Source organism: Aquirufa antheringensis (assembly GCF_023921165.1).
Lineage (GTDB): Bacteria > Bacteroidota > Bacteroidia > Cytophagales > Spirosomataceae > Aquirufa > Aquirufa antheringensis.
In genome coordinates this window covers 1594428-1614840 of sequence record NZ_CP049835.1, presented here as the reverse complement: position 1 = coordinate 1614840, position 20413 = coordinate 1594428, and the positions used below count along the sequence as shown (strand labels likewise).

Genomic DNA, 20413 nt, shown 5'->3' with positions numbered 1-20413 from the left:
TTCAATTTCTATTTTATCAATTTGTTGGGCCAAAGATTCGAAATATATTCTCCTATTTTGTAAAAAGAAACTCAAATGATGGACAACAAAATACGCTGCCGCTGGTGTGGTTCAGATGAATTATACCAAACCTACCACGACCTCGAATGGGGTAATCCGGAACACCGCGATGAAGCACTTTTTGAGCTCCTCATCCTCGAAGGTTTCCAAGCCGGCCTCTCCTGGATTACCATTTTGAAACGACGCGAAGCCTTCAGAGAAGCCTTCGCGCAATTCGACTACCACCTGTTAGCAAACTGGACAGATGCGCAGCTCGAAGCCCAAATGAAAAACGAACACATCATCCGAAATCGCCTAAAAATCAGTTCCGTTCGAACGAATGCGCTGGCTTTTATTAAAATTCAGGAAAAATTTGGTAGCTTTAACCAATATATTTGGGAGTTTGTGGGCCATACGCCTATCCTAAACCACTTTGCCCAACACGGAGACTTACCCGCCAGCACAGAAATTTCTGTCCTTTTGAGCAAATCTCTAAAGAAGAATGGATTCCGATTTGTCGGTCCTACCATTTGTTATGCGTTGATGCAGGCCGCTGGATTAGTGAACGATCATACCACCGAATGCTTTCGCCATCCTAATAATAGCTAAATGAACAAACGGATAGTCATTATCCCCACCTACAACGAGATTGAAAACATCGAAGCCATCCTCTTGAAGGTCTTGAGCCTAGACCCTGTTTTTGATGTCTTGATTGTGGATGATGGTTCTCCTGACGGCACTGCGCTACAAGTAAAACGCCTACAACAAGCAAATGAAGGACGTATTCACCTACTCGAGAGAAAAGGCAAATTAGGATTAGGCACCGCCTACATTGAAGGCTTCAAAATCGCCCTTTCTAAAGGCTACGACTTCATCTTCGAGATGGATGCAGACTTTTCCCATAACCCGGATGATTTAATTCGCCTGTTCAAAGCCTGCGCGACACCCGCAGAGTTAAAGGAGGAAAACCTACCAGAAGAAGAGGCTGGAAATGGCGATATGTCTATCGGATCCCGCTACATTAATGGCGTAAACGTGGTCAATTGGCCTATGGGACGTGTACTAATGTCCTATTTTGCAGGATTTTATGTTCGCTTTATCACCGGAATGAAGGTACAAGATGCGACCGCTGGATTTGTTTGTTACCGCAGAAAGACGTTAGAAACTATTCCTTTGGACCAAATCAAATTTATCGGTTATGCCTTCCAAGTCGAAATGAAATTTACCACCTGGAAGTATGGCTTTAAGCTAGTCGAGGTACCCATAATTTTCACGGATCGCACGAAAGGGACGAGTAAGATGTCCGCGAATATTTTTAAAGAAGCGATTTTCGGAGTAATCCAAATGAAAGTCAATAGTTTGTTCAAGCGTTACCAAGCCTAACATGAGCTATACGGTCTTAAAATCCATCCATATTATCTTCGTTGTCAGCTGGTTTGCTGGCCTATTCTACCTTCCCCGTTTGCTAGTCTACCACGCGGAAGCACAAGCAAAGGGAGAACCCGAAAAAGGTATTTTATCGAAGCAATTCGAAAAGATGGAAAAGATCCTCTTTAATGCGATTATGATTCCGGCCATGTTCTTGACTTGGATCACCGGCTTGTCTTTAATCTACGTAGCTTGGTTGAGTAGTTTCGGATCTCAAGGCTGGTTGCATTTGAAATTAGGCTTCGTGGTAGCCATCACGGTTTACCATTTTGTTTGCCGGTATTTGATTCTTCAATTCAGAAAAGGGAATTTCATCCTATCTGGAACACAACTAAGGCTTTATAATGAAATTGCGACGATTCTATTAGTTGCGGTCGTTTTCTTAGTAGTGGCTAAAAATACACTAGACTGGATGTATGGATTAGGAGGGTTTGTGGTTTTTGCGATTGTGATTATGGCGGCGGTTACGATCGTTAAAAAAATCCGAAACAAGGCTTAACTAAGACATAGATCGATCCAGATCCCGCTTCACATCTTTTTCTTTAATGTCATCTCGTTTATCAAAGGTCTTCTTTCCCTTCGCGAGTGCGATGTTTAATTTAGCATAGCCTTTGTCTGAAATAAAAAGACGGGTAGGAATAATCGTCAAACCCACGTTCTTCAATTCCTTCTGCAGTTTCCCTAACTCACGCTTAGATAGCAATAACTTACGATCACGTAAGGGATCGTGATTGTAATGGGTTCCTTCGTCGTAGGCCGAAATGTGCATATTGCGAACGAATAATTCTTCTTGAAAGAATACGCAGTAGGCATCAGTCAGATTGGCTTTCCCTTGGCGGATCGATTTAATCTCCGTACCTGTCAATACCAAGCCAGCCGTGAAGGTATCCATGAATGCGTATTCAAAGGAAGCCCTACGGTTCTTAATTTCAACAGTCTTTTGGATTTTTTCTTTTGCCATTGGAATAAAAAAAGCCACACAGCGAATCACTGCGTGGCTAAATATAGCTTATCGCTCTTATTTATCTTCTTTCTTTTCGCCTTTTGTAGCAGCGTACTCTTTGTTTAATCCTTCGATGATTTTGTTTGTTACATCGACAGATGGATCAGCGAATAAAATTCCACCACCTACTTTAGAATATCCTAAAACGAATTCATATTTGTTAGCCTTGTTTGTCTTCGAGATGTAATCACGAATGTTGTTATACAACTCTTCGTTTTTCTTTGCTTGCTCTTGTCCTAACTCCGCTTGCTTTTGTTGAGAATACTGCTGCAATTCAGCACCTTTCTTCTTCAACGTCATATCAGCTGCTTGCAATTCTGCTTGAGTCATAGCTGAGGCACGTTGTTGAATCGCTTGTAACTCTGCTTGAAGTGATTGCTCTTTTTGACCTAAGTCCACTTGTAGACGGTATCCTTTGTTCTCGAACTCTTTTTGAGCGTCTTTGTAAAACTGGTAATTCGTTAATAACGAATCTGAATTTACGAATACGATACTTCTTCCATCAGCTGTCGAGGCACCTAAGCCTGCAGACGAGCTACCTGAATTTTGGTAAAATAAAAAGGCAATTGCGATGGTTAAAACGCCCAACCAAGCGTATGGTAAATTTTTCACGTGTTTAATTTTGTTTATTGGATTGACGGCAAATATACAAGGTCTGTATCGTTTGTCCTAAAAAATTATTATTTCTGTCTTAATCTGGCTCCAGCCCAGGTCCAAATGCCACTAAATAAGCCTCCTAGCACGCCAGTCAGAACAAATAAAGCGAACACATTTCCTTTTAGAGGGAAAACTTGAGCCATCCGACTAGGTAACGTACTAGGATGCTGTAAATCAAGCCACAAGGCTGAAAGCACCCACAAGACGAATCCTGCTAAGAAACCAGTCAAAAAACTCGATTTCAAGGGCATATTTAATACGAAAGCCACCAGCCCAAAAGCCACGCCCATCGCATACCAAGGCAGGTAAATGCCTACCAAAGCGCCAATAACGACTAAAATGATACTATAGATTAACTTACTCATAGCTTATTTCGATAAAGTGATTTTCTTGCGTAAACGATTCGATTTTTGATCGGCTGATTCGAGGTATAAGAGAGGCTTTAGCTCACCTTTGGCCCACGTATCAATCAAATCATCATAATGACTACTTCCCGGATTACCCGATTGACCACCCGGGTAAACGCCATAGGCTCTAGGTTTCCCCTCCTTCGAAAGCTCCACCACTAAACGCCAAGAAGGCCCTGTCTTCGTCGTAGCCGCATTCACGATGGTTCCTCCCCCACCGATCGGGATATTCAAGCGAGATAAAGCATCCATTCCTGGGATCAAGTGACGAACCCCCGTTTGCTTGTGCTTATACCAAGCCCACTCTGGCCCCTGAGGTCCGTGTTGTTTCACCAAGGTGTCCACATTCGCTTGCAATGACTTCATGACGATATCAGACATCGACTCCTTAGGCTTTGTCTTAATGTCATCCCACCAGCGCGCACTAGGCTCCGATTTGATTAATTGAATCGTGCGATCCATCGATGGACGATTCATCGGTGCTTTTTCATCTGCTGCGAATTCATCATCCCAAAGACAAGACTGCAAAGTCAAGACCCAGTTTTCGAAAATAGTGGCTCCCACAGACTCCGGGCTATTCACTAAATTCCAAGATTTCAAAGCTGCAATAGCTTTTGATTGAGCCGCTGTAGGTGATTTCACTTGAGCGAAAAGCAAAGGCAATAACTCGCGGGCACGGATGTTGTAATTATCGTTTTGGAGACCTCGTAAAGAATCCATCGTAATCTTCTCCATCACCGCTAAACGCTCATTAATGCGACGGCCACGCTCAGATGGCGCATATTGCCAACCTAAGTAATACGGATAAGAAGGATCTGTTGAGAATTGATTCGCCGAACTCACGAAACCTCGAACCGGATTCTTCACGTGCGGATTGTGCGCCTGAGGGATAAATCCTTGCCAATCAGCCGCCGCATCCGTTCCATCTAATAAATACTTTCCTTGCTGTTTCGACTTCAACGGGAACTTACCGTTCACCCATAAAGCGATATCGCCTTCATTACTAGCAAACACGAAGTTTTGAGCCGGTGCAGAATAGAAGGTCAAGGCCTTCTGGTAATCCTCGTAATTTTTCGCGCGATTCAATTGGTAGAACGTCGTTAGTTCTTGTGATTTTTCGTGGGCGATCCAACGCAAGGCGTGGCCTACCGGAATATTGGAACGGAATGGTTTTTCGTGGGATAAATACACGACAGGTCCGTGGTGTGTAAAGAAGATGGTATCTACCATCTCTTTCTTTCCTTTGATCTTGAAGGTTTCGATGCGCATGGTGGTTTTCTTCCATTTCCCATCATGCCAATATTCCTGCTTTGAGGCATCTTTGAACTTCACTTGGTACCAGTCCAAAACATCAGAACCTACATTTGTCACTCCCCAAGCAACATTTTTATTAAATCCAATGATCACATTGGGTGTTCCCGGCATCGTTGAACCATAGACATTGACCCCTGGAGCGACTAATTGCATTTGGTACCAAATCGATGGCAATGACAAAGTCAAGTGTGGGTCATTGGCTAAAATAGGCAAACCCGAAACCGTTTTATTTCCGGCTACCGCCCAGTTATTCGAACCGATGTTCGGATCTTTTTCTGGTGTCGTCATGGAGCTACCTAAACCGGTAAAGTCTGCTGGGCCCGCTGGAATAGGTACCGGTTTGAAATCGACTGGCGATCCTACGGGAATGATCGGACTCTCTTGGAAAGGGTAATTAGGGAAAAGGTCTTCTGCCACCTCACGGCCGTATTTGCGCAAGATGTTCGTCATCTTCAAATCGTCGGTTCCTGAAGCTAGCACGAAGGACATATTCTTTAAGAACAAGGCGCTCTTAATAGGCGTCCAAGGCTCCGGGCGGTAGTTTAATAATTTGTATTCTAAAGGTAATTCACGATCAGATAAGGAATTGATGTAGGCATTAACCCCCGCAGAATAAGCTTCCAAAGCGTTTTTAGCCATGGGATCTTCTTTCATTCCCTCATAGGATTTCTCCGCACCATAAACTGAACCCATTCTCCGTTGGAACTGATCAGATGCGATACCTTTTTCGCCTACGATCTCAGAGATGCGACCACCTGCGAAGTGCGTTTGGAATTCCATTTGCCATAAACGGTCTTTGGCCGTCAAATACCCTTGCGCTAAAAACAAATCGTGGTCATCCTGTGCAAAAACATGCGGCACCCCCATTTCGTCGTACACGACTTGAACGGGTTGATGTAAACCCGCGATTTGCAAAGTTTCTTCTGTGGGTTCACCTGATTCCGGGCTTTCTGCATTCATCCAAAAGCCGTGGAAAGGACTAAATAATTTACCTAGGGGAGGCAAAGTTCCCCAGCTTTGGTTCATCGCATAGGTTAAAAACAGGGCGATTACCAAAGGAAAAGCAGATTTTATGATTTTCATTGATGAAATAGAGGGAGATAAATGAAATATCCGAAGATTTTTTTCTATTTTAGAAAGACAATTTTACAAAATTGTTCCTTTAAGCCCAAATAAATTATCTTTAAAGCGATATGAAAAGACGTACCTTCCTTCAAACCTCCACCCTATTAGGCGCAAGCTTAGGTGCCACCGCAAAAGCGGCCAGCTCTGAACCGCTCATCATTGCGACTTGGAAAAACGAAAAAGCGACCATCGCGGGTTGGAATAAATTGATGGAAACGGGCAAAGCGCTCGATGGCGTCGAAGCCGGTGCACGAATCCCCGAAGCAGATCCAAACGACACTTCAGTGGGTTACGGTGGTTATCCAGATCGCGATGGCCATGTGACCTTGGACGCCTGCATCATGGACCATTTGGGAAACGCAGGATCCGTGACCTTTTTAGAAGGCATCATGCACCCCATTTCTGTGGCTAGAGCCGTGATGGAAAAAACACCTCACGTCATGTTATCAGGCGCTGGGGCTTTAAAATTCGCCTTAGACCAAGGATTTAAAGTGGAGAATCTATTAACAGAAAGCTCGAAAAAAGCCTGGGAAGAATGGAAAAAAGAATCCAAATACGAGCCGGTTATTAATATTGAACGCCACGATACCATCGGTTTATTAGGCATCGGGAAAGCAGGCGAAATCGCAGGAGCTTGTACGACGAGTGGTTTGGCGTTCAAAATGCACGGTCGTGTGGGCGACTCCCCTATCATTGGTGGAGCCGTTTTTTGTGATGATGAGGTAGGCGGAGCATGTGCGACGGGATTAGGAGAATTTGTGATGAAGACTTTGGGATCTTTCTTAATTGTCGAATTAATGAGACAGGGCATGTCCCCTCAAAAAGCGTGTGAAGAGGCTGTGATGCGGATTGTGAAACGCTATAAATACAAGGAATTCCAAATCGGGTATTTGGCCCTCAATAAAAAAGGAGAATATGGCGCTTATGCCATCCAAAAAGGATTTAATTACACCATCACGAAAAACGGAAAAACGCAGGTAATTGAAAGTGCGTCCTACATGTAATTTTTATGGCAGCAGAGAAGAAAAAATATTTGTTTGAGATTGCGTGGGAAACCTGTAATCAAGTAGGCGGAATTTACACGGTAATTCGGACCAAAGTTCCCTCGATGGTCGAAAAATGGGGCGAAGACTATGCCTTATTAGGCCCCTATTTCCCCCAAACTGCCTCCGCAGAATTTGAGCCCATTCCAGTTACCGATGAAACGCCACTGGGTCGCGCGATTAGTAGCTTGCGCCAAAAAGGTTTAGGCATTCATTATGGCTATTGGTTGATCACGGGAAAGCCTAAAATCGTACTTTTTGAACTGGAAACGCTGTTACCGGAAGTCGATGCGATTAAAGGACGAATTTGGGATAACCATAAAATATCGACTTTAGGGGTAGAGGAATTAGTGAACCAAACCATTGTTTTTGGAGAAATGATTCGCCTCCTTTTAACCGAGGTGGCCGAAGAAAATAAAAATAAAACCCAATTGGTGGCGCATTTCCATGAGTGGATGGCGTCTACTGGCTTACCCGACCTAAAGAAGGACAAGGTCAAAATTTCAACCGTCTTCACCACGCACGCGACTATGTTAGGCCGCTATTTAGCGGGCAATGTACCTAACTTCTATGATGTCATCGAGAACTTTGATTGGCACAAAGAGGCGAAACACTATGGCATCGAGGCTCAAGCTTGTTTCGAACGCGCCGCTGCCCAAAAAGCCGATGTACTAACCACCGTCAGCGATATTACGGCGAAAGAATGCCAGTATTTCTTAGGTCGAATCCCGGAATTAATTTTGCCAAACGGCTTAAACATCCAACGTTTTGCCGCTTTGCACGAACACCAGAACCTGCACTCAAAATACAAAGAGAGCATTTCGAACTTCGTGATGGGGCATTTCTTCCAAAGCCAGCCTTTTGACCTAGATCAAACACTCTACCTATTCACCTCCGGACGTTTCGAATATTCGAACAAAGGATACGATATTACCTTAGATGCCTTGGCGATTTTGAATCGCAAGATGAAAGAGGCGGGATCGAAGAAAACGGTGGTGATGTTCTTTGTGACCAAGCAACCCTATCATTCCATTGATCCCGAGGTCTTGCATTCCCGCGCTGTGTTAGATGAAATTAGAGAGAACTGCCACGCGATCGAGAAAGAAGTAGGAGAACATTTATTCAAGGCCTCCGCTTCATCCAGCGATCTACAGATGCCGGATTTGAACGCCTTTGTGGATGAATATTGGCGGATGCGTTTGCGTAGAACCGTGCAAACGTGGAAGACAAATGCGCGACCTAAAGTGGTCACGCACTTGCTAAAACAAGAAGACGATATTATCCGGAATTTACACCGGACGAATCTGTTAAATAACCCAGATGACAAGGTCAAAGTGGTCTACCACCCAGACTTCATCGTTTCTACGAATCCGCTTTTCGGCTTAGATTATGGCCAATTCGTGCGCGGTTGCCACTTAGGCGTTTTCCCTAGCTACTACGAACCTTGGGGCTATACACCGCTGGAATGTATGGCGCGCGGGGTACCTACGGTGACGTCGGATCTATCGGGTTTTGGCGATTATATGATGCAGATTATGCGCGATTACGAACAATGGGGCGTAAGCGTAGTGAATCGCAAGACGCAATCGTACCAAGAAGCGGCGGAGCAATTAGCGAATCTATTATTCAAATTTGTCCAGCAATCGCAGCGCGATCGCATCACTCAGCGTAACCGCGTAGAGAGTATCGCGGATACATTTGACTGGTCGAACCTGCGCTCGTATTATGACACGGCGCACGAACTAGCGATCATTAAAAAGAAGAGATAATTCCTAAAAAGATACTTAGAGATGCTTCAAGGCCTCGCGTTTACTCAGCGGGGCCAACGCATTGTTCTCGACAAAATCCAATACCCATTCCGCATCCGTTCGCGCATATTGGCGAAGTGCCCAGCCGATGGCTTTTTGAATAAAAAATTCCTTGGAAGAGCTCAATGCCTGAATGGTTTTCGCCAGCAAAACGGTATCTGTTTTGTCTTTATAACCTAAAGAGAAAACTAAGCATACCCGTTGCAACCAGAAGTTCCCAGAATCCATCCAGCGCTGAATCCAGAAATCACGCTCCGCTGGAAATTGCAGAAAATAAGGCCCAAGGATCTTAGGCGCTAAATTATCCACCACATCCCACCAAGATTCCTGGCCTATCCATTCTTCGCACAAGGCAGGCACGCGGTCATCCCAGGATTTTTTGGCTTTAATCACATAGTCCATCGCGACATATTGAAATTCGCGTTCTGGCATCGCGAACAAGACAGTAGATACTTCAAACCAATCCTCAGAAGATCCGTATTGCTTGTACAAGGCCTTAAAAACCTCGTGACGCTCTGGTTTTTTCACCCCCAGAAAAGGGTATTTTTCACGCATGTATTTGCACATCCAAAACGCGTTATCTGCATCCGCTAGGTCGTGTAAGGCTTCTGCTATGGCTTTAACGAAGGGCTTCATCGGTTCGTCAAATAGAGTTTACCTTTCATTCCTCCATCCTCAATAGCCCACTTAGAAGCATCAAAAGGCTTGTAGCGGATATCCACAAAATTGATTTCATAAAAGTTCTTCCACACCACTCCTTGCTGATCCATCTTCCGGATTCGATTCGCGGCATTTGAAATAACCTCTATCTCCACTTGATTTTGCTCCTGCAAGATTCCGTCAGGAATGGTAAGTTGGAAAGGAAGAGACCAGATCATCCCGATGTCTTTCCCATTGATTCGCACTTTTGCCATATCGCGCAATTCAGATAAATGAAGCACTTTCGCGTTAGCGATTTGATCGGCTGATAAGGTCAGATCGAAAGTATAGCGGGCTGATGGAGTTGCGGCCAGCGAGGTGTCTAGCGAGGTATAATAGTTAAAATCTGGCAATGCGATCGTTTTAGAATCGATCTGAACGCGCAGATTGGTAGATTCGATTTCTGTTCTAACTTTAAGAGCCGCTGGAACAATTAAAGAAGGAATTTTAGCCACAGGCTGAATGATCACACTTTGGCCAGGTGCTAAAGATAGCCAGACATCCGAACCTTTTTTTCCATACGATTTCGAATCCGTTAAAGGGTCCCAGATCTCTACATTACCCGATAATTTCTTCAAGGAAATACTTCCTTCTGTGAATCGAGCGTTCAAATTAGTCACGAAGTAGGCGGCGCCCTTTGGAGTCTTCTTTCGAATAAAAGATAAGCCTTTAGCGGCCATCGGCTCGGTAGAAACTCCTAAACGAGCGAGCTGATCTGCCGGGTCTGAAAGCACGCGCATGATTAAGGCGCTGCGGGCAGACTCCCAACGTTCTTTGGCCTCTTTCGTTTGATGAAATGTATTCAAATGAAGGGGTAAATGTTCTAAAAAATACACGGGATAACCTTGTTTCACCCATTTCGCTAAACGCTCTAAAGTCTCCACCGAAACATAATGTGCCGCCGGAATTAACAAGACTTTATAATTCCCGCCCGACTTCGTTTTAAAGGTTTTCGCAGGTGTCAATTCCAAATCAGCCAACAAGTCATCCGAAATATAATCCACCGAGAAACCTTTGTCCTGTAATAATCCTGCCCAATGACCGAAGGACGTATTCTTCAACCATTCCCGGCTATTCGCGTGCAATTCCAGCGTATGCAATTTGCCTGATCCGTTATTGTTGTGCCACACATCCTCCATCGGGAAATACAATAAGGCGTCGCTATCCGTCGGATTCGCCTGTAACATCGTCTGCACATTTTCAATGTATTTATTCAGCGCAGGCATCGCCTCCCAAAAGTGACTTTGGGGATTAAAGTTCGTACTCGCATAAAACAACCAACCCGGCCACGCAACCTCAGGTGGCGAATAGGTAGCCCCATGGAAGAACACGTGATTCACCCCACCCACAAAAACTTGGTCCAATACCGGTTTCACTTGTGCGATCGAAACCTTGAAGTGATTGCCTAACCAAGTCGCCGTTTCCGCCGAAACTAATTTCTTCCCTGTCAAATTCGCCGCCGAGCTCGCCAATTTCAACGCCCGAATATCCGGAATCCCAAACGTGGTGGAATCATATTCCGGATCCACGCGGTAGCCTGGAATATCGAAAGGTTTCGAACCAAAAAACTCCGCCTCCGGAATATCCGCCACCGCATAAATATCCAGCAAATTACCAGGGGAACCGTGGGCCTGATTTCGGGAGGTAAAGCCCATCGAATTAATCCAATGATCAAATGGCAACACAAAGTTGTTTTGCAACAAGGTGGACATCGTCCGGTGGTAATCCGCAAAAATCTGGTTCTCTTCCTCTGATTCTGCTTTTTTCTTAGACAACACAGCGAAGTGTTTGCGCAGATCATAGCCATTCAAACGTTGAAAAGCAGAAAATAAATCCGGTGTATAATTCGAACCATAGGCCTCGTAGGAATCATTATAGATGGCTCGCAATGGCGAATGGGATTTCTTTAAAAGGGGAACAAAGGTGTGACTGTATTTGGCGAAGGCCTTCATGTCGAAGTGGTCGAGGACGAATCCCTCTCCGCCGGGAGCGGCGCGTTTGACTTTTTGGCCCGTTAAACCTGTCGTAAATACGCCATCCACGAATTGGTATTTTTTCGCCGCCTCTTTCTCTGTGATCGTGGGTCCGCCCAAAGGCCAGCCCGTCCCCATCGTCATATCGATTCCAAGGCCTAAACGCTTCGCCTCTTTCAACGTAAAGAAGAATTTCGCTTGCCAGCCCGGACTTAAATAATTTTGAAATAAGGCTTCTGAGCCCTTCGCCCCGTAGATGGGAATGATGTGGAGACCGCCAAAACCAGCTTTGGCAAAATTCTCTAGATTATGCGTAATCCCTTTCTCCGTTACCGCGCTCCCCGGCCACCACCAATAAGCCCAGGGTTTAGCGGCAGAAAAAACAGCAGGATCAGATGACCCTGCTGTCGCTATAAATCTAGAGGTAAATAACAGGAGGAGAAAAACAATTCTTTTCATACCTCGAATTACGTATTTTTAAACAAAACGGCCTAACAAATTCTCTAAGTATTCTTGCTTGCCAGAGATCTGAGCTGGTTCCCCTACCTCGATCGCGATTTTGTATAAATCTTCTAATTTCAATTTGCCCGCTGCATAATCCGCTCCTTTACCCGAGTTAAAGCTTGCATAACGCTCCGCTTTCAAGCGATCCATTTCGCCATGTTTCGCGATTTTCTCTGCGATCAATAAAGAACGTGCAATCGTATCCATACCACCAATGTGTGCATAGAATAAATCCGCCATATCCGTTGAATTACGACGACGTTTCGCGTCAAAGTTAATTCCACCACCGGCTAATCCGCCTTGCTTCAAGATGATTGACATCGCCTCCGCCCATTCGTAAATGTCCGTCGGGAATTGATCCGTATCCCAGCCGTTTTGCGTATCTCCGCGGTTCGCATCGATAGACGCTAACATACCTGCGTCTGAAGCCACTTGGCATTCGTGTGCAAACGTGTGTCCAGCTAAAGTGGCGTGGTTTACTTCTAAGTTTAGGCCAAATTCTGATAACAAATCGAACTCGCGTAAGAAACCAATCACCGTTGCCGCGTCGTAATCGTATTGGTGTTTCGTAGGCTCACAGGGCTTAGGTTCGATGAAGAACTTACCTTTGAAACCATTGCGACGTGCATATTCCACACAGGTATGTAACATGCGCGCGAAGTTTTCGCGTTCGCGTTTCATATCGGTATTCAATAAGCTCATATATCCTTCGCGACCTCCCCAGAACACATAGCCTTCGCCACCTAAGGTAATCGTTGCATCGATTGCGCCTTTTAATTGAGCTCCTGCATGAGCCACTACTTCAAAGTTCGGGTTCGTAGAAGCACCGTTCATGTAGCGCTCGTTCGAGAACAAGTTCGCTGTTCCCCACAAAAGCTTTACGCCGCTTTCTGCTTGTTTTTTGGCAAATATATCCGTGATGAATTTCACGCGATCGCCAAATTCTTTGGGATCATTATGCCCATCAATCGCATCCACATCATGGAAGCAATAGTATGGCGCACCCATCTTAGTGATGAATTCGAATGCTGCATCGGCTTTATCCGCAGCACGCTGACGCGCATCAGATGCTACATCCCAAGGGTAGTGATGTGTTCCTGGTCCAAAAGGATCCGCCCCATCACCGCAAAACGAATGCCAATACGCAATCGCAAAACGAAGGTGTTCCTTCATGCTCTTGCCAGCAACGATGCGATTCTCATCGTAGTAACGGAATGCGAAAGGATTGTCTGATTCTGCACCTTCAAATTTGATTTGACCAATGCCTTTGAAATACTCTTTTTGACCAATGATTACACTCATGATATATAATGCTTAATGTTGTTTCTTCTTAAAGTCCCAAAACTACATATTATACCTATTATATACAAATATATTTTAGCACAGATTAGCACAGCTACAATTGTTGAGAAAATTTCCTATTTTGCATAAAATAACCTTTTCAACATGCTTAAAAAACTACTCACGCTAGTCGCGCTGTCAGTCTTCTTGCTGCCCGCGAAAGCTCAAACCTCTTTTAACGCAAACAACCGATTCGAGCAATTAGAATCGACTTTGCCTACGCCTAATTCTTACCGGACCGCGAGTGGTTCTCCAGGTAAAGATTATTGGCAACAACGTGCGGATTATGACATCAAAGTGGAACTAGATGACATTAATCGCAAGATTATTGGATCTGAAACAATCACGTATTACAATAATTCTCCGGATGATCTGCCTTATTTATGGATTCAATTAGACCAAAATCTATTTGAAAAAAACTCACCAGGTAAAACGACTAAGACGGGTGAAATCAAGAATGGCATCAGCGCTGGTGCCTTCCAAGAATTGACAGACCCGAAAGATTACGGCTACAAAATCACAGCTGTAAAAGATGCAAAAGGTAATCCATTGCGTCACACGATCAATCAAACAATGATGCGTATAGACTTACCCACTCCGTTGAAATCGGGTGCTTCGGTGAGCTTTGGTATTGATTGGAATTATTTGATCACAGCCTACTATGGTCGCTCTGGTTTAGAAATTCTAGGCAAAGACAATATTGCAAACTACTTTATCGCACACTGGTTCCCTCGCTTAGCGGTATACAATGACGTATATGGCTGGCAGCACAAGCAGTTCATGGGCCAAGGTGAATTTACATTGAATTTTGGCAATTATAAAGTAGCCATCACAGCGCCAAATGACATCGTCGTAGGTGCGGGCGGGGAATTATTGAACCCTAATCAGGTGATGACTGCGACGCAATTAAAGCGTTGGGAGCAAGCCAAAACGGCGACTCGCCCGGTGGAAATTGTAACACAAGACGAAGCGATCAAAGCAGAGAAAAGTGTTCCAACAGGAAAAAAGACGTGGGTATTCAAAGCGGATAATGTGCGTGACTTCGCATTCACTGCATCCAGGAAATTCATTTGGGATGCGATGCAAGTAGAGGTGGAAGGCAAAAAAGTGTGGGCAATGTCCTACTATTCGAAAGAGGGAAATCCACTTTGGGGTAAATATTCAACCATGGTGGTAGCGCATACACTTCGTTCGTACTCGAAAAGAACGGTCGCATATCCGTATCCAGTAGCGATTTCTTGCCACGCCACAGCGGGTGGTGGAATGGAGTATCCGATGATTTCCTTTAATGGCGGTCGTCCGGAGGCAGATGGAACGTATACGGAGAACGTGAAAAACGGGATGATTGGGGTGATTATCCACGAAGTGGGTCACAACTTCTTCCCCATGATTATTAACTCTGATGAGCGCCAATGGTCTTGGATGGATGAGGGTTTAAATACCTTCTGCCAGTACTTAGCGGAGCAAGAATGGGATCGCAACTTCCCGGCACGTCGTGGCGAGCCTCAATCGATTGTTCCCTACATGCGTTTAGATTCGAAGAACCAGGTGCCTATTATGGCGAACTCGGAGAATATCATGGATTTTGGAAATAATGCGTATGCCAAACCAGCAACGGCCTTAAATATCCTACGCGAAACCGTGATGGGTCGCGAATTATTTGACTACGCATTCAAAGAGTATGCTCGTCGTTGGGCGTTCAAACAGCCGTACCCAGCAGACTTCTTCCGCACCTTGGAAGATGCGTCTGGCGTGGATTTGGATTGGTTCTGGAGAGGTTGGTTCTACGGAACGGAGCCCGTGAATCAGTCGATTGAGACGGTGGAATGGTTCGGAATCGATACGCAAGATCCGGCCATCAAAAAGGCAGGAGAAAAAGCAGTGGCGGAAGCAAAAGGCAAAACGATGTCTGCGATTCGCAACAAAACAGATATCAAGCGCACGGTTGTGGAGGAAAATCCTGATTTGACGGACTTCTATAATACCTACGATCGCTTCGCTCCTACGGAGGCCGATAAAAAGAAATACCAAGACTACATGGCGTCCTTAAATGACGACGAGAAGAAATTAGTGTCGGAGGGTAAAAACTTCTATGTGGTGAACTTCAAGAACAAAGGCGGTTTACCCATGCCTGTGATCGTTCGCTTGAACTATGAAGATGGTACAGAAGAGGTATTGCGTTTCCCGGCGGAGGTTTGGCGTTTGAACGATGTGACAGCAAAGAAAATCATCCCAACGTCTAAGAAAGTCGTAAAGTGGACATTAGATCCATTCTTTGAAATCGCGGATATTGATACGGAAGACAATGCTTTCCCTCGGGAACCAGCACAACCTACGAAGGTTCAGTTATTCAAGATGCAGGGAAGAACCTACAGTGGAGGAGTTAATCCAATGCAAGAAGCACAAAATGCCAAAAAGGCGGGTGCGGTCACTGGATCTAAAAATTAAATTAAAAAGCCCCGAGCAATCGGGGCTTTTTTTACTCTTGGTCAATTAAGTTCAGTTTGGATAAGTCCAAATCCGTCCGCATCGATTTACTGAAATACATAGGTAAAAACTTGAATCCGAACTTAAAATCTTGAATCGCATACGAAATACGAGCCACTACAATAGAGGAAAATACCTCATCAAAGCCCGTCAGATAGGCCGAAATTTCAGGCTGAAGATTCACAATTTCTTTTTGGGACAAACCATAAAAAGGACTTTCTTCATCAATTGGATGAACCACTGTCCAATTTAAAACTAAACTATCCACTCTACTCCGCTCTAATTTTAGATTGAAAAATCGATAGGAATGATCATTCGTAACAATACGTACGTTCACTTTAATTTCAGCATTCATTAACAGGTGATCATCCTTGTAACAAACCAGCCGAAACATCAACGCTTTAGTTCCTTTATAGTGGGTATATACTAGAAAATCAGAAAACCGAATAAAGGCTCTTGGTCGAGAAAAACGACCATACAATAGACCCGTAGCTATGGCAAGGGAAAGAAATCCGATTAGAGATTCGACTGCAGCAATCCAATTCGCAGCCTCACTGATGGGGTTAATTCTTCCATAACCTACGGTGGTTAATGTTTGAGTGGAAAAGAAAAACAATTCTTTTATTCTATCCCAAAATTCAACTTTCTGCACTCCTTCTAACCCTGAAGGGCCCGCAAGCCAATACAAAGCCGTAAAAAAACAATTCATTAAAAAATAAAACAAAAAGATAGTGGCTAAAAATCGCGGGCGCGACATCGTCAGCATACTTTGGTATCCACTGGCTCGATCTTTTACACTAATCCCTTTCCGCTTGATATTAAATGATCCATCTTTATTGACCATTCGCCCACCCATATCGGTGCTTTTTTCTCCAAATCCCGTGTCCTGATTCACATTTTCTTTCATAGCGCTCTTTATATGAACCACAATTTAAGCGATGCAATCACAAGAACCAAAGCCAATATCCATTTCACTTTCGCGTTCGATGCGATGCCTGCTCCCCAACGCGCACCCAAAAAACCGCCCACCAGGGAGGCAAACAGCCAATACAACAGTTGAGATTGATCTAGCGGAATCCAGGTTTTCAAACCGGCTAAACCTGACACGGAATTTACGAAAATAAATAGGGCTGAAACGGCTGCCGCTTCTTTCAACGAAGCCCAGCGGAAAAGTAATAACAGTGGACTTAAGATAATTCCTCCGCCAATTCCAATCATGCCGGAGAGTAAACCGATAGCCGCTCCCGAGAAAATGCCTAAGACAGCAGGCAAACTCCTTTGAGTAGCCTCTTTCAACGAAATCACCATTCGAATAACTGCTAAAAAAAGACAGGCCCCTAAAATCTGTTTATACGTCGAATCAGTCAATGGAATACGTGCGCCTAAAAAAGCGGCCGGAATGGATCCGAGGGCAAAAGGCCAAAACAAAGTCCATCTAAAGAAGCCTTGCCGATAAAAGGCAAGAAATGACATCAACGAAACACCCAGATTTAATAACAAAGCCGTTTGTTTCATGAGCGGCGGTGCGATAGCAAATAGAGCCATCACGGCAAGGTAGCCGCTGGCGCCACCGTGTCCCACGGAGGCATATAGAAAGGCCATGATGGCCAATAGAATAATTAATTCCACACTATTTTCGGATGGCTAATTGGAAATATATAAACATCTTTTCCCAGTCTGCTACGCGAATACGCTCTTCTTTGATGCGAGAGGCAGGCAAATCTTTAATCTTTTCAAAAAGGCGAATATAATACTCATAGGCTAACAAACAGCCTTTACGGGCGACGGTAGGTAAGCGGTGAATACCACGTAGACCCGCGTCAAAATCCAATTGAATATCTGCTTCGATTTCCTTTTTCTCCGCATCCGTGAAAGTCGTAAAATCGACTCCCGGGAAATACACCCGACCTCGTTCGTCGTAATCAGAACGGATATCTCGGAGGAAGTTGATTTTTTGGAAGGCAGAACCTAAGGCGCACGCATCCGCCTTCAAAGACTCGTATTCTGCTGTATCTCCTTCACAGAAAACACGCAAGCACATCAAACCGACTACTTCCGCTGAACCATAAATGTATTGCTTGTACTCTTCTGGATTATAATCGCGTTTTGTTAAATCTAACTCCATCGAGTACAAAAAAGCGTCAATCAATTCCCGTTCCATCCCGAACTTGTTCACCGCCCATTGAAAAGAATGAAGTATGGGATTTAAACTAATTCGCTCCTCAATGGCGCGGTAAGTATCTTCGCGAAAACGCTGCAATAAGGCAGCTTTGTCCTGATCGTGAAAGGTATCCACAATTTCATCCGCTAATCGAACAAAACCATAGATGGCATAAATGGGATCGTGCACTTTTTCATCCAGCGTTCGAATACCTAACGAAAAGGACGTCGAATAGGCCTTCGTCAATAACTTACTCGAGGCAAGGGAAACTTGTAAGTATAAATCCATATTATCCTTTTAATTCTTTATCGACCTCAGTGGCCACCACAATCCCTGAAATCAAGGATGGCGGCACGCCAGGACCTGGAACCGTTAATTGACCTGTATAATACAGGTTATCTAGGTGCTTGTTTTTCAAGGTAGGCTTCAAAATTGCCGTCTGCATCAGCGTGTTCGCTAAGCCATAGGCATTGCCTTTGTAGGCGTGGTAATCCGATTTAAAATCCCGGTGTGCATACGAACGTTTGTATAGGATTGAATCGCGAATAGAGACGCCACAATGTGCTTCTAATCGATCCATTAATTGTTCGAAATACTTCTCTCTACCTTCTTCTGTATCCTCTAAATCTGGAGCCACTGGAATCAATAAAAAGATATTTTCACATCCTTCCGGAGCGACAGATGGATCAGTCACCGATGGTGCTGAGGCATAAAATAAGGGATCGGAAGGCCAAGCCGGATCGGTATAAATTTCGTGCGAATGCACGGTAAAATCACGATCAAAGAATAAGTTGTGGTGCTTTAAATTAGGTAAGCGCTTCGAGATTCCTAGATAAAACAACAAAGAGGAAGGTGCCATCACGCGCTTATCCCAATAAGCCTCATCGTAATTACGCAATCCATCGCCTAGTAATTCTTCTACGTGGTGGTAATCTGCGCCAGCCACGAAAGCATCCGCCTTTTGTAATCCGGCAGCCGTCTTAACTCCTATTACTTTTCCTTTGACGATTTCGAATCCTTGCACTTCAGCGTTATACGTAATCTTGACCCCTTTTTCCTCTGCCAAGGCCACCATCCCTTTGACGATATGGTGCATGCCCCCCATTGGATACCATGTACCTAATTTGATTTCTGCATAATTCATCAGCGAGTACATCGCGGGTGTATTTTGTGAAATCGCCCCTAAAAATAAAATAGGGAATTCCATCAATTTCAATAAGGTAGGCGAAGTAAAGAATTTGCGGATATGCTTGTAAAAGGACGAGAACACATCGATGCGAATCGCGTCAATAAGTAGTTTAAGGCTTAGGAATTCCGTGATTTTCCGAGAGGGTTTCCAAACAAAATCTTGAATTCCCACTTTGTATTTGTAAGCGGCCTGCTCCATAAACGCATCTAATTGCGCCGCTGCACCCGGTTCATAGGACTCGAATAAGGTTTTCAAATCCTCATAATTAGCTGGAAGATCGATTTTTTCCGTCTCTGACAAGATCACTGAATAGGATGGATCCAAGCGAACTAAATCATAATAATCCGCTGGTTTTTTCCCGAAACGATTAAAATAAGTCTCAAAAATATCCGGCATCCAATACCAAGACGGCCCCATATCAAAAGTAAAACCTTCCGATTGGAAAACACGAGCACGGCCACCTGCGTGATCATTCTTTTCTAAAATTTGGACTTCATATCCTTTTGAAGCTAATTCTGTCGCTGCTGAAAGCCCAGAAAAACCTGCTCCTATGACGATTACTTTCTTCATAATTACGCTAATTTAACAAATATACCGATCTTTCTTTTGGCCCAAAGCCTAAAAAGAAAAAGTCAGATAAAATCTGACTTTTTAACCTCCTTCTGTTAACCAAAAAACTAATCAAAACCTATTAATACTAACCTAAGCGTACATGTGAAGATGGTTCTTCAAATCACGTCTCGCCATAAATATTCTATTTTTAACAGTACCAATAGGTAACTGCAATTCTTCTGCAATCTCATGGTATTTAAATCCCTCGAAGTAAAGCATAAAAGGGACTCTGTACATCGAATCTATTTTCGACAAAGCACTTTGGATATCTTCATTGATAAAAGAATTCACTGCTTTGTTTTCCTGCAATGATTCCATCGAGTTAATGTAATGTAAATTATCAGTCGTGTCGATAAAGGTGTTACGTCTCACCATACGTTGGTATTGGGTGATAAACGTGTTTTTCATAATCGTAAATAACCAAGCTTTCAGGTTTGTCCCGTCTTGGTATTTATCCCGATTCGTGAAAGCCTTCACTAAAGTATCTTGCACCAGGTCATTTGCATCATCTCCGTCTTTCGTCAAACGAAGCGCGAATGGGCGTAAAAACTTTGAAAAAGTGCCTATTTGGTAAGTAAACTCAAGAGCTGTCATATCGATGTTCTATTTTGTTCAACAAATTT

At 44.1% G+C, this 20413-nt stretch carries 18 protein-coding genes; 6 read left to right on the top strand and 12 right to left on the bottom strand.

Features of this window, described 5'->3' with window-relative positions; translation table 11 throughout:
- Positions 1-78 precede the first annotated feature (78 nt).
- The 3 genes from G9X63_RS07410 to G9X63_RS07400 are packed head-to-tail and all read left to right on the top strand — an operon-like array spanning position 79 to position 1966.
- Positions 79-648: a DNA-3-methyladenine glycosylase I gene (locus G9X63_RS07410; RefSeq protein WP_130923714.1), complete on the top strand. Its 570-nt coding sequence runs from the start codon at positions 79-81 to the stop codon at positions 646-648.
- Positions 649-1422 carry a polyprenol monophosphomannose synthase gene (locus G9X63_RS07405; RefSeq protein WP_252622211.1) on the top strand — a complete coding sequence of 258 codons (774 nt, stop codon included), beginning with the start codon at positions 649-651 and terminating at the stop codon, positions 1420-1422.
- A gap of 1 nt (position 1423) precedes the next feature.
- A complete protein-coding gene (locus G9X63_RS07400; RefSeq protein WP_130895980.1) occupies positions 1424-1966 on the top strand; it encodes a CopD family protein in 543 nt (180 codons plus the stop codon).
- Here the strand turns inward: G9X63_RS07400 and smpB are convergent, their stop codons facing one another.
- The 4 genes from smpB to G9X63_RS07380 all read right to left on the bottom strand — a co-directional run bounded on the left by smpB (position 1967) and on the right by G9X63_RS07380 (position 5931).
- Positions 1967-2428 carry an SsrA-binding protein SmpB gene (gene smpB, locus G9X63_RS07395; RefSeq protein ID WP_130895979.1) on the bottom strand — a complete coding sequence of 154 codons (462 nt, stop codon included), beginning with the start codon at positions 2426-2428 and terminating at the stop codon, positions 1967-1969.
- Positions 2429-2485: 57 nt separating this feature from the next.
- Positions 2486-3082, bottom strand: a complete 597-nt coding sequence (locus G9X63_RS07390; RefSeq protein WP_130895978.1) for an OmpH/Skp family outer membrane protein — start codon at positions 3080-3082, stop codon at positions 2486-2488.
- 68 nt (positions 3083-3150) lie between these two features.
- Positions 3151-3492: a hypothetical protein gene (locus G9X63_RS07385; protein WP_130895977.1), complete on the bottom strand. Its 342-nt coding sequence runs from the start codon at positions 3490-3492 to the stop codon at positions 3151-3153.
- A gap of 3 nt (positions 3493-3495) precedes the next feature.
- Positions 3496-5931 carry a penicillin acylase family protein gene (locus G9X63_RS07380; protein WP_252622210.1) on the bottom strand — a complete coding sequence of 812 codons (2436 nt, stop codon included), beginning with the start codon at positions 5929-5931 and terminating at the stop codon, positions 3496-3498.
- 110 nt (positions 5932-6041) lie between these two features.
- On the opposite strand from G9X63_RS07380, the gene G9X63_RS07375 reads away from it, so the two are divergent.
- Both G9X63_RS07375 and G9X63_RS07370 read left to right on the top strand, forming a co-directional pair.
- Positions 6042-6977, top strand: a complete 936-nt coding sequence (locus G9X63_RS07375) for a glycosylasparaginase (protein WP_252622208.1) — start codon at positions 6042-6044, stop codon at positions 6975-6977.
- A gap of 5 nt (positions 6978-6982) precedes the next feature.
- Complete coding sequence (locus G9X63_RS07370; RefSeq protein WP_252622206.1) at positions 6983-8785, top strand: glycosyltransferase; 1803 nt, start codon at positions 6983-6985, stop codon at positions 8783-8785.
- 15 nt (positions 8786-8800) lie between these two features.
- Here G9X63_RS07370 and G9X63_RS07365 read toward each other — a convergent pair whose 3' ends face one another.
- From G9X63_RS07365 to xylA, 3 genes are read right to left on the bottom strand one after another with little or no spacing between them, the layout of a single operon-like run.
- Entirely contained in the window at positions 8801-9460 is a 660-nt protein-coding gene (locus G9X63_RS07365) for a DNA alkylation repair protein (protein ID WP_252622204.1), read from the bottom strand.
- Positions 9457-11955: a glycosyl hydrolase gene (locus G9X63_RS07360; RefSeq protein ID WP_252622202.1), complete on the bottom strand. Its 2499-nt coding sequence runs from the start codon at positions 11953-11955 to the stop codon at positions 9457-9459. The genes G9X63_RS07365 and G9X63_RS07360 overlap by 4 nt, the downstream gene beginning before the upstream one ends.
- A gap of 18 nt (positions 11956-11973) precedes the next feature.
- Complete coding sequence (gene xylA / locus G9X63_RS07355; RefSeq protein WP_130895971.1) at positions 11974-13302, bottom strand: xylose isomerase; 1329 nt, start codon at positions 13300-13302, stop codon at positions 11974-11976.
- Between the two features lie 144 nt (positions 13303-13446).
- On the opposite strand from xylA, the gene G9X63_RS07350 reads away from it, so the two are divergent.
- Positions 13447-15789, top strand: a complete 2343-nt coding sequence (locus G9X63_RS07350; protein ID WP_252622200.1) for a M1 family metallopeptidase — start codon at positions 13447-13449, stop codon at positions 15787-15789.
- Between the two features lie 31 nt (positions 15790-15820).
- Here G9X63_RS07350 and G9X63_RS07345 read toward each other — a convergent pair whose 3' ends face one another.
- The 5 genes from G9X63_RS07345 to G9X63_RS07325 form a co-directional block, all read right to left on the bottom strand.
- Positions 15821-16735 (bottom strand): ion channel, encoded by a 915-nt coding sequence (locus G9X63_RS07345; protein WP_252622198.1) that lies wholly within the window; start codon positions 16733-16735, stop codon positions 15821-15823.
- An 8-nt stretch (positions 16736-16743) separates the two neighbouring features.
- Entirely contained in the window at positions 16744-17457 is a 714-nt protein-coding gene (locus tag G9X63_RS07340) for a sulfite exporter TauE/SafE family protein (RefSeq protein WP_252622196.1), read from the bottom strand.
- A gap of 1 nt (position 17458) precedes the next feature.
- Positions 17459-18277: a phytoene/squalene synthase family protein gene (locus tag G9X63_RS07335; RefSeq protein ID WP_130895968.1), complete on the bottom strand. Its 819-nt coding sequence runs from the start codon at positions 18275-18277 to the stop codon at positions 17459-17461.
- Between the two features lies 1 nt (position 18278).
- Positions 18279-19748: a phytoene desaturase family protein gene (locus G9X63_RS07330; protein WP_420840735.1), complete on the bottom strand. Its 1470-nt coding sequence runs from the start codon at positions 19746-19748 to the stop codon at positions 18279-18281.
- 132 nt (positions 19749-19880) lie between these two features.
- Positions 19881-20384: an RNA polymerase sigma factor gene (locus G9X63_RS07325; protein WP_130895966.1), complete on the bottom strand. Its 504-nt coding sequence runs from the start codon at positions 20382-20384 to the stop codon at positions 19881-19883.
- Between the last annotated feature and the right edge of the window lie 29 nt (positions 20385-20413).

Coding starts and splice junctions, on each gene's coding strand:
- G9X63_RS07345 (WP_252622198.1), bottom strand. CDS start 16,735: ATGAAAGAAAATGTGAATCAGGACACGGGATTTGGAGAAAAAAGCACC.
- G9X63_RS07400 (WP_130895980.1), top strand. CDS start 1,424: ATGAGCTATACGGTCTTAAAATCCATCCATATTATCTTCGTTGTCAGC.
- G9X63_RS07375 (WP_252622208.1), top strand. CDS start 6,042: ATGAAAAGACGTACCTTCCTTCAAACCTCCACCCTATTAGGCGCAAGC.
- G9X63_RS07335 (WP_130895968.1), bottom strand. CDS start 18,277: ATGGATTTATACTTACAAGTTTCCCTTGCCTCGAGTAAGTTATTGACG.
- xylA (WP_130895971.1), bottom strand. CDS start 13,302: ATGAGTGTAATCATTGGTCAAAAAGAGTATTTCAAAGGCATTGGTCAA.
- G9X63_RS07405 (WP_252622211.1), top strand. CDS start 649: ATGAACAAACGGATAGTCATTATCCCCACCTACAACGAGATTGAAAAC.
- smpB (WP_130895979.1), bottom strand. CDS start 2,428: ATGGCAAAAGAAAAAATCCAAAAGACTGTTGAAATTAAGAACCGTAGG.
- G9X63_RS07380 (WP_252622210.1), bottom strand. CDS start 5,931: ATGAAAATCATAAAATCTGCTTTTCCTTTGGTAATCGCCCTGTTTTTA.
- G9X63_RS07350 (WP_252622200.1), top strand. CDS start 13,447: ATGCTTAAAAAACTACTCACGCTAGTCGCGCTGTCAGTCTTCTTGCTG.
- G9X63_RS07330 (WP_420840735.1), bottom strand. CDS start 19,748: ATGAAGAAAGTAATCGTCATAGGAGCAGGTTTTTCTGGGCTTTCAGCA.
- G9X63_RS07360 (WP_252622202.1), bottom strand. CDS start 11,955: ATGAAAAGAATTGTTTTTCTCCTCCTGTTATTTACCTCTAGATTTATA.
- G9X63_RS07370 (WP_252622206.1), top strand. CDS start 6,983: ATGGCAGCAGAGAAGAAAAAATATTTGTTTGAGATTGCGTGGGAAACC.
- G9X63_RS07410 (WP_130923714.1), top strand. CDS start 79: ATGGACAACAAAATACGCTGCCGCTGGTGTGGTTCAGATGAATTATAC.
- G9X63_RS07325 (WP_130895966.1), bottom strand. CDS start 20,384: ATGACAGCTCTTGAGTTTACTTACCAAATAGGCACTTTTTCAAAGTTT.
- G9X63_RS07385 (WP_130895977.1), bottom strand. CDS start 3,492: ATGAGTAAGTTAATCTATAGTATCATTTTAGTCGTTATTGGCGCTTTG.
- G9X63_RS07365 (WP_252622204.1), bottom strand. CDS start 9,460: ATGAAGCCCTTCGTTAAAGCCATAGCAGAAGCCTTACACGACCTAGCG.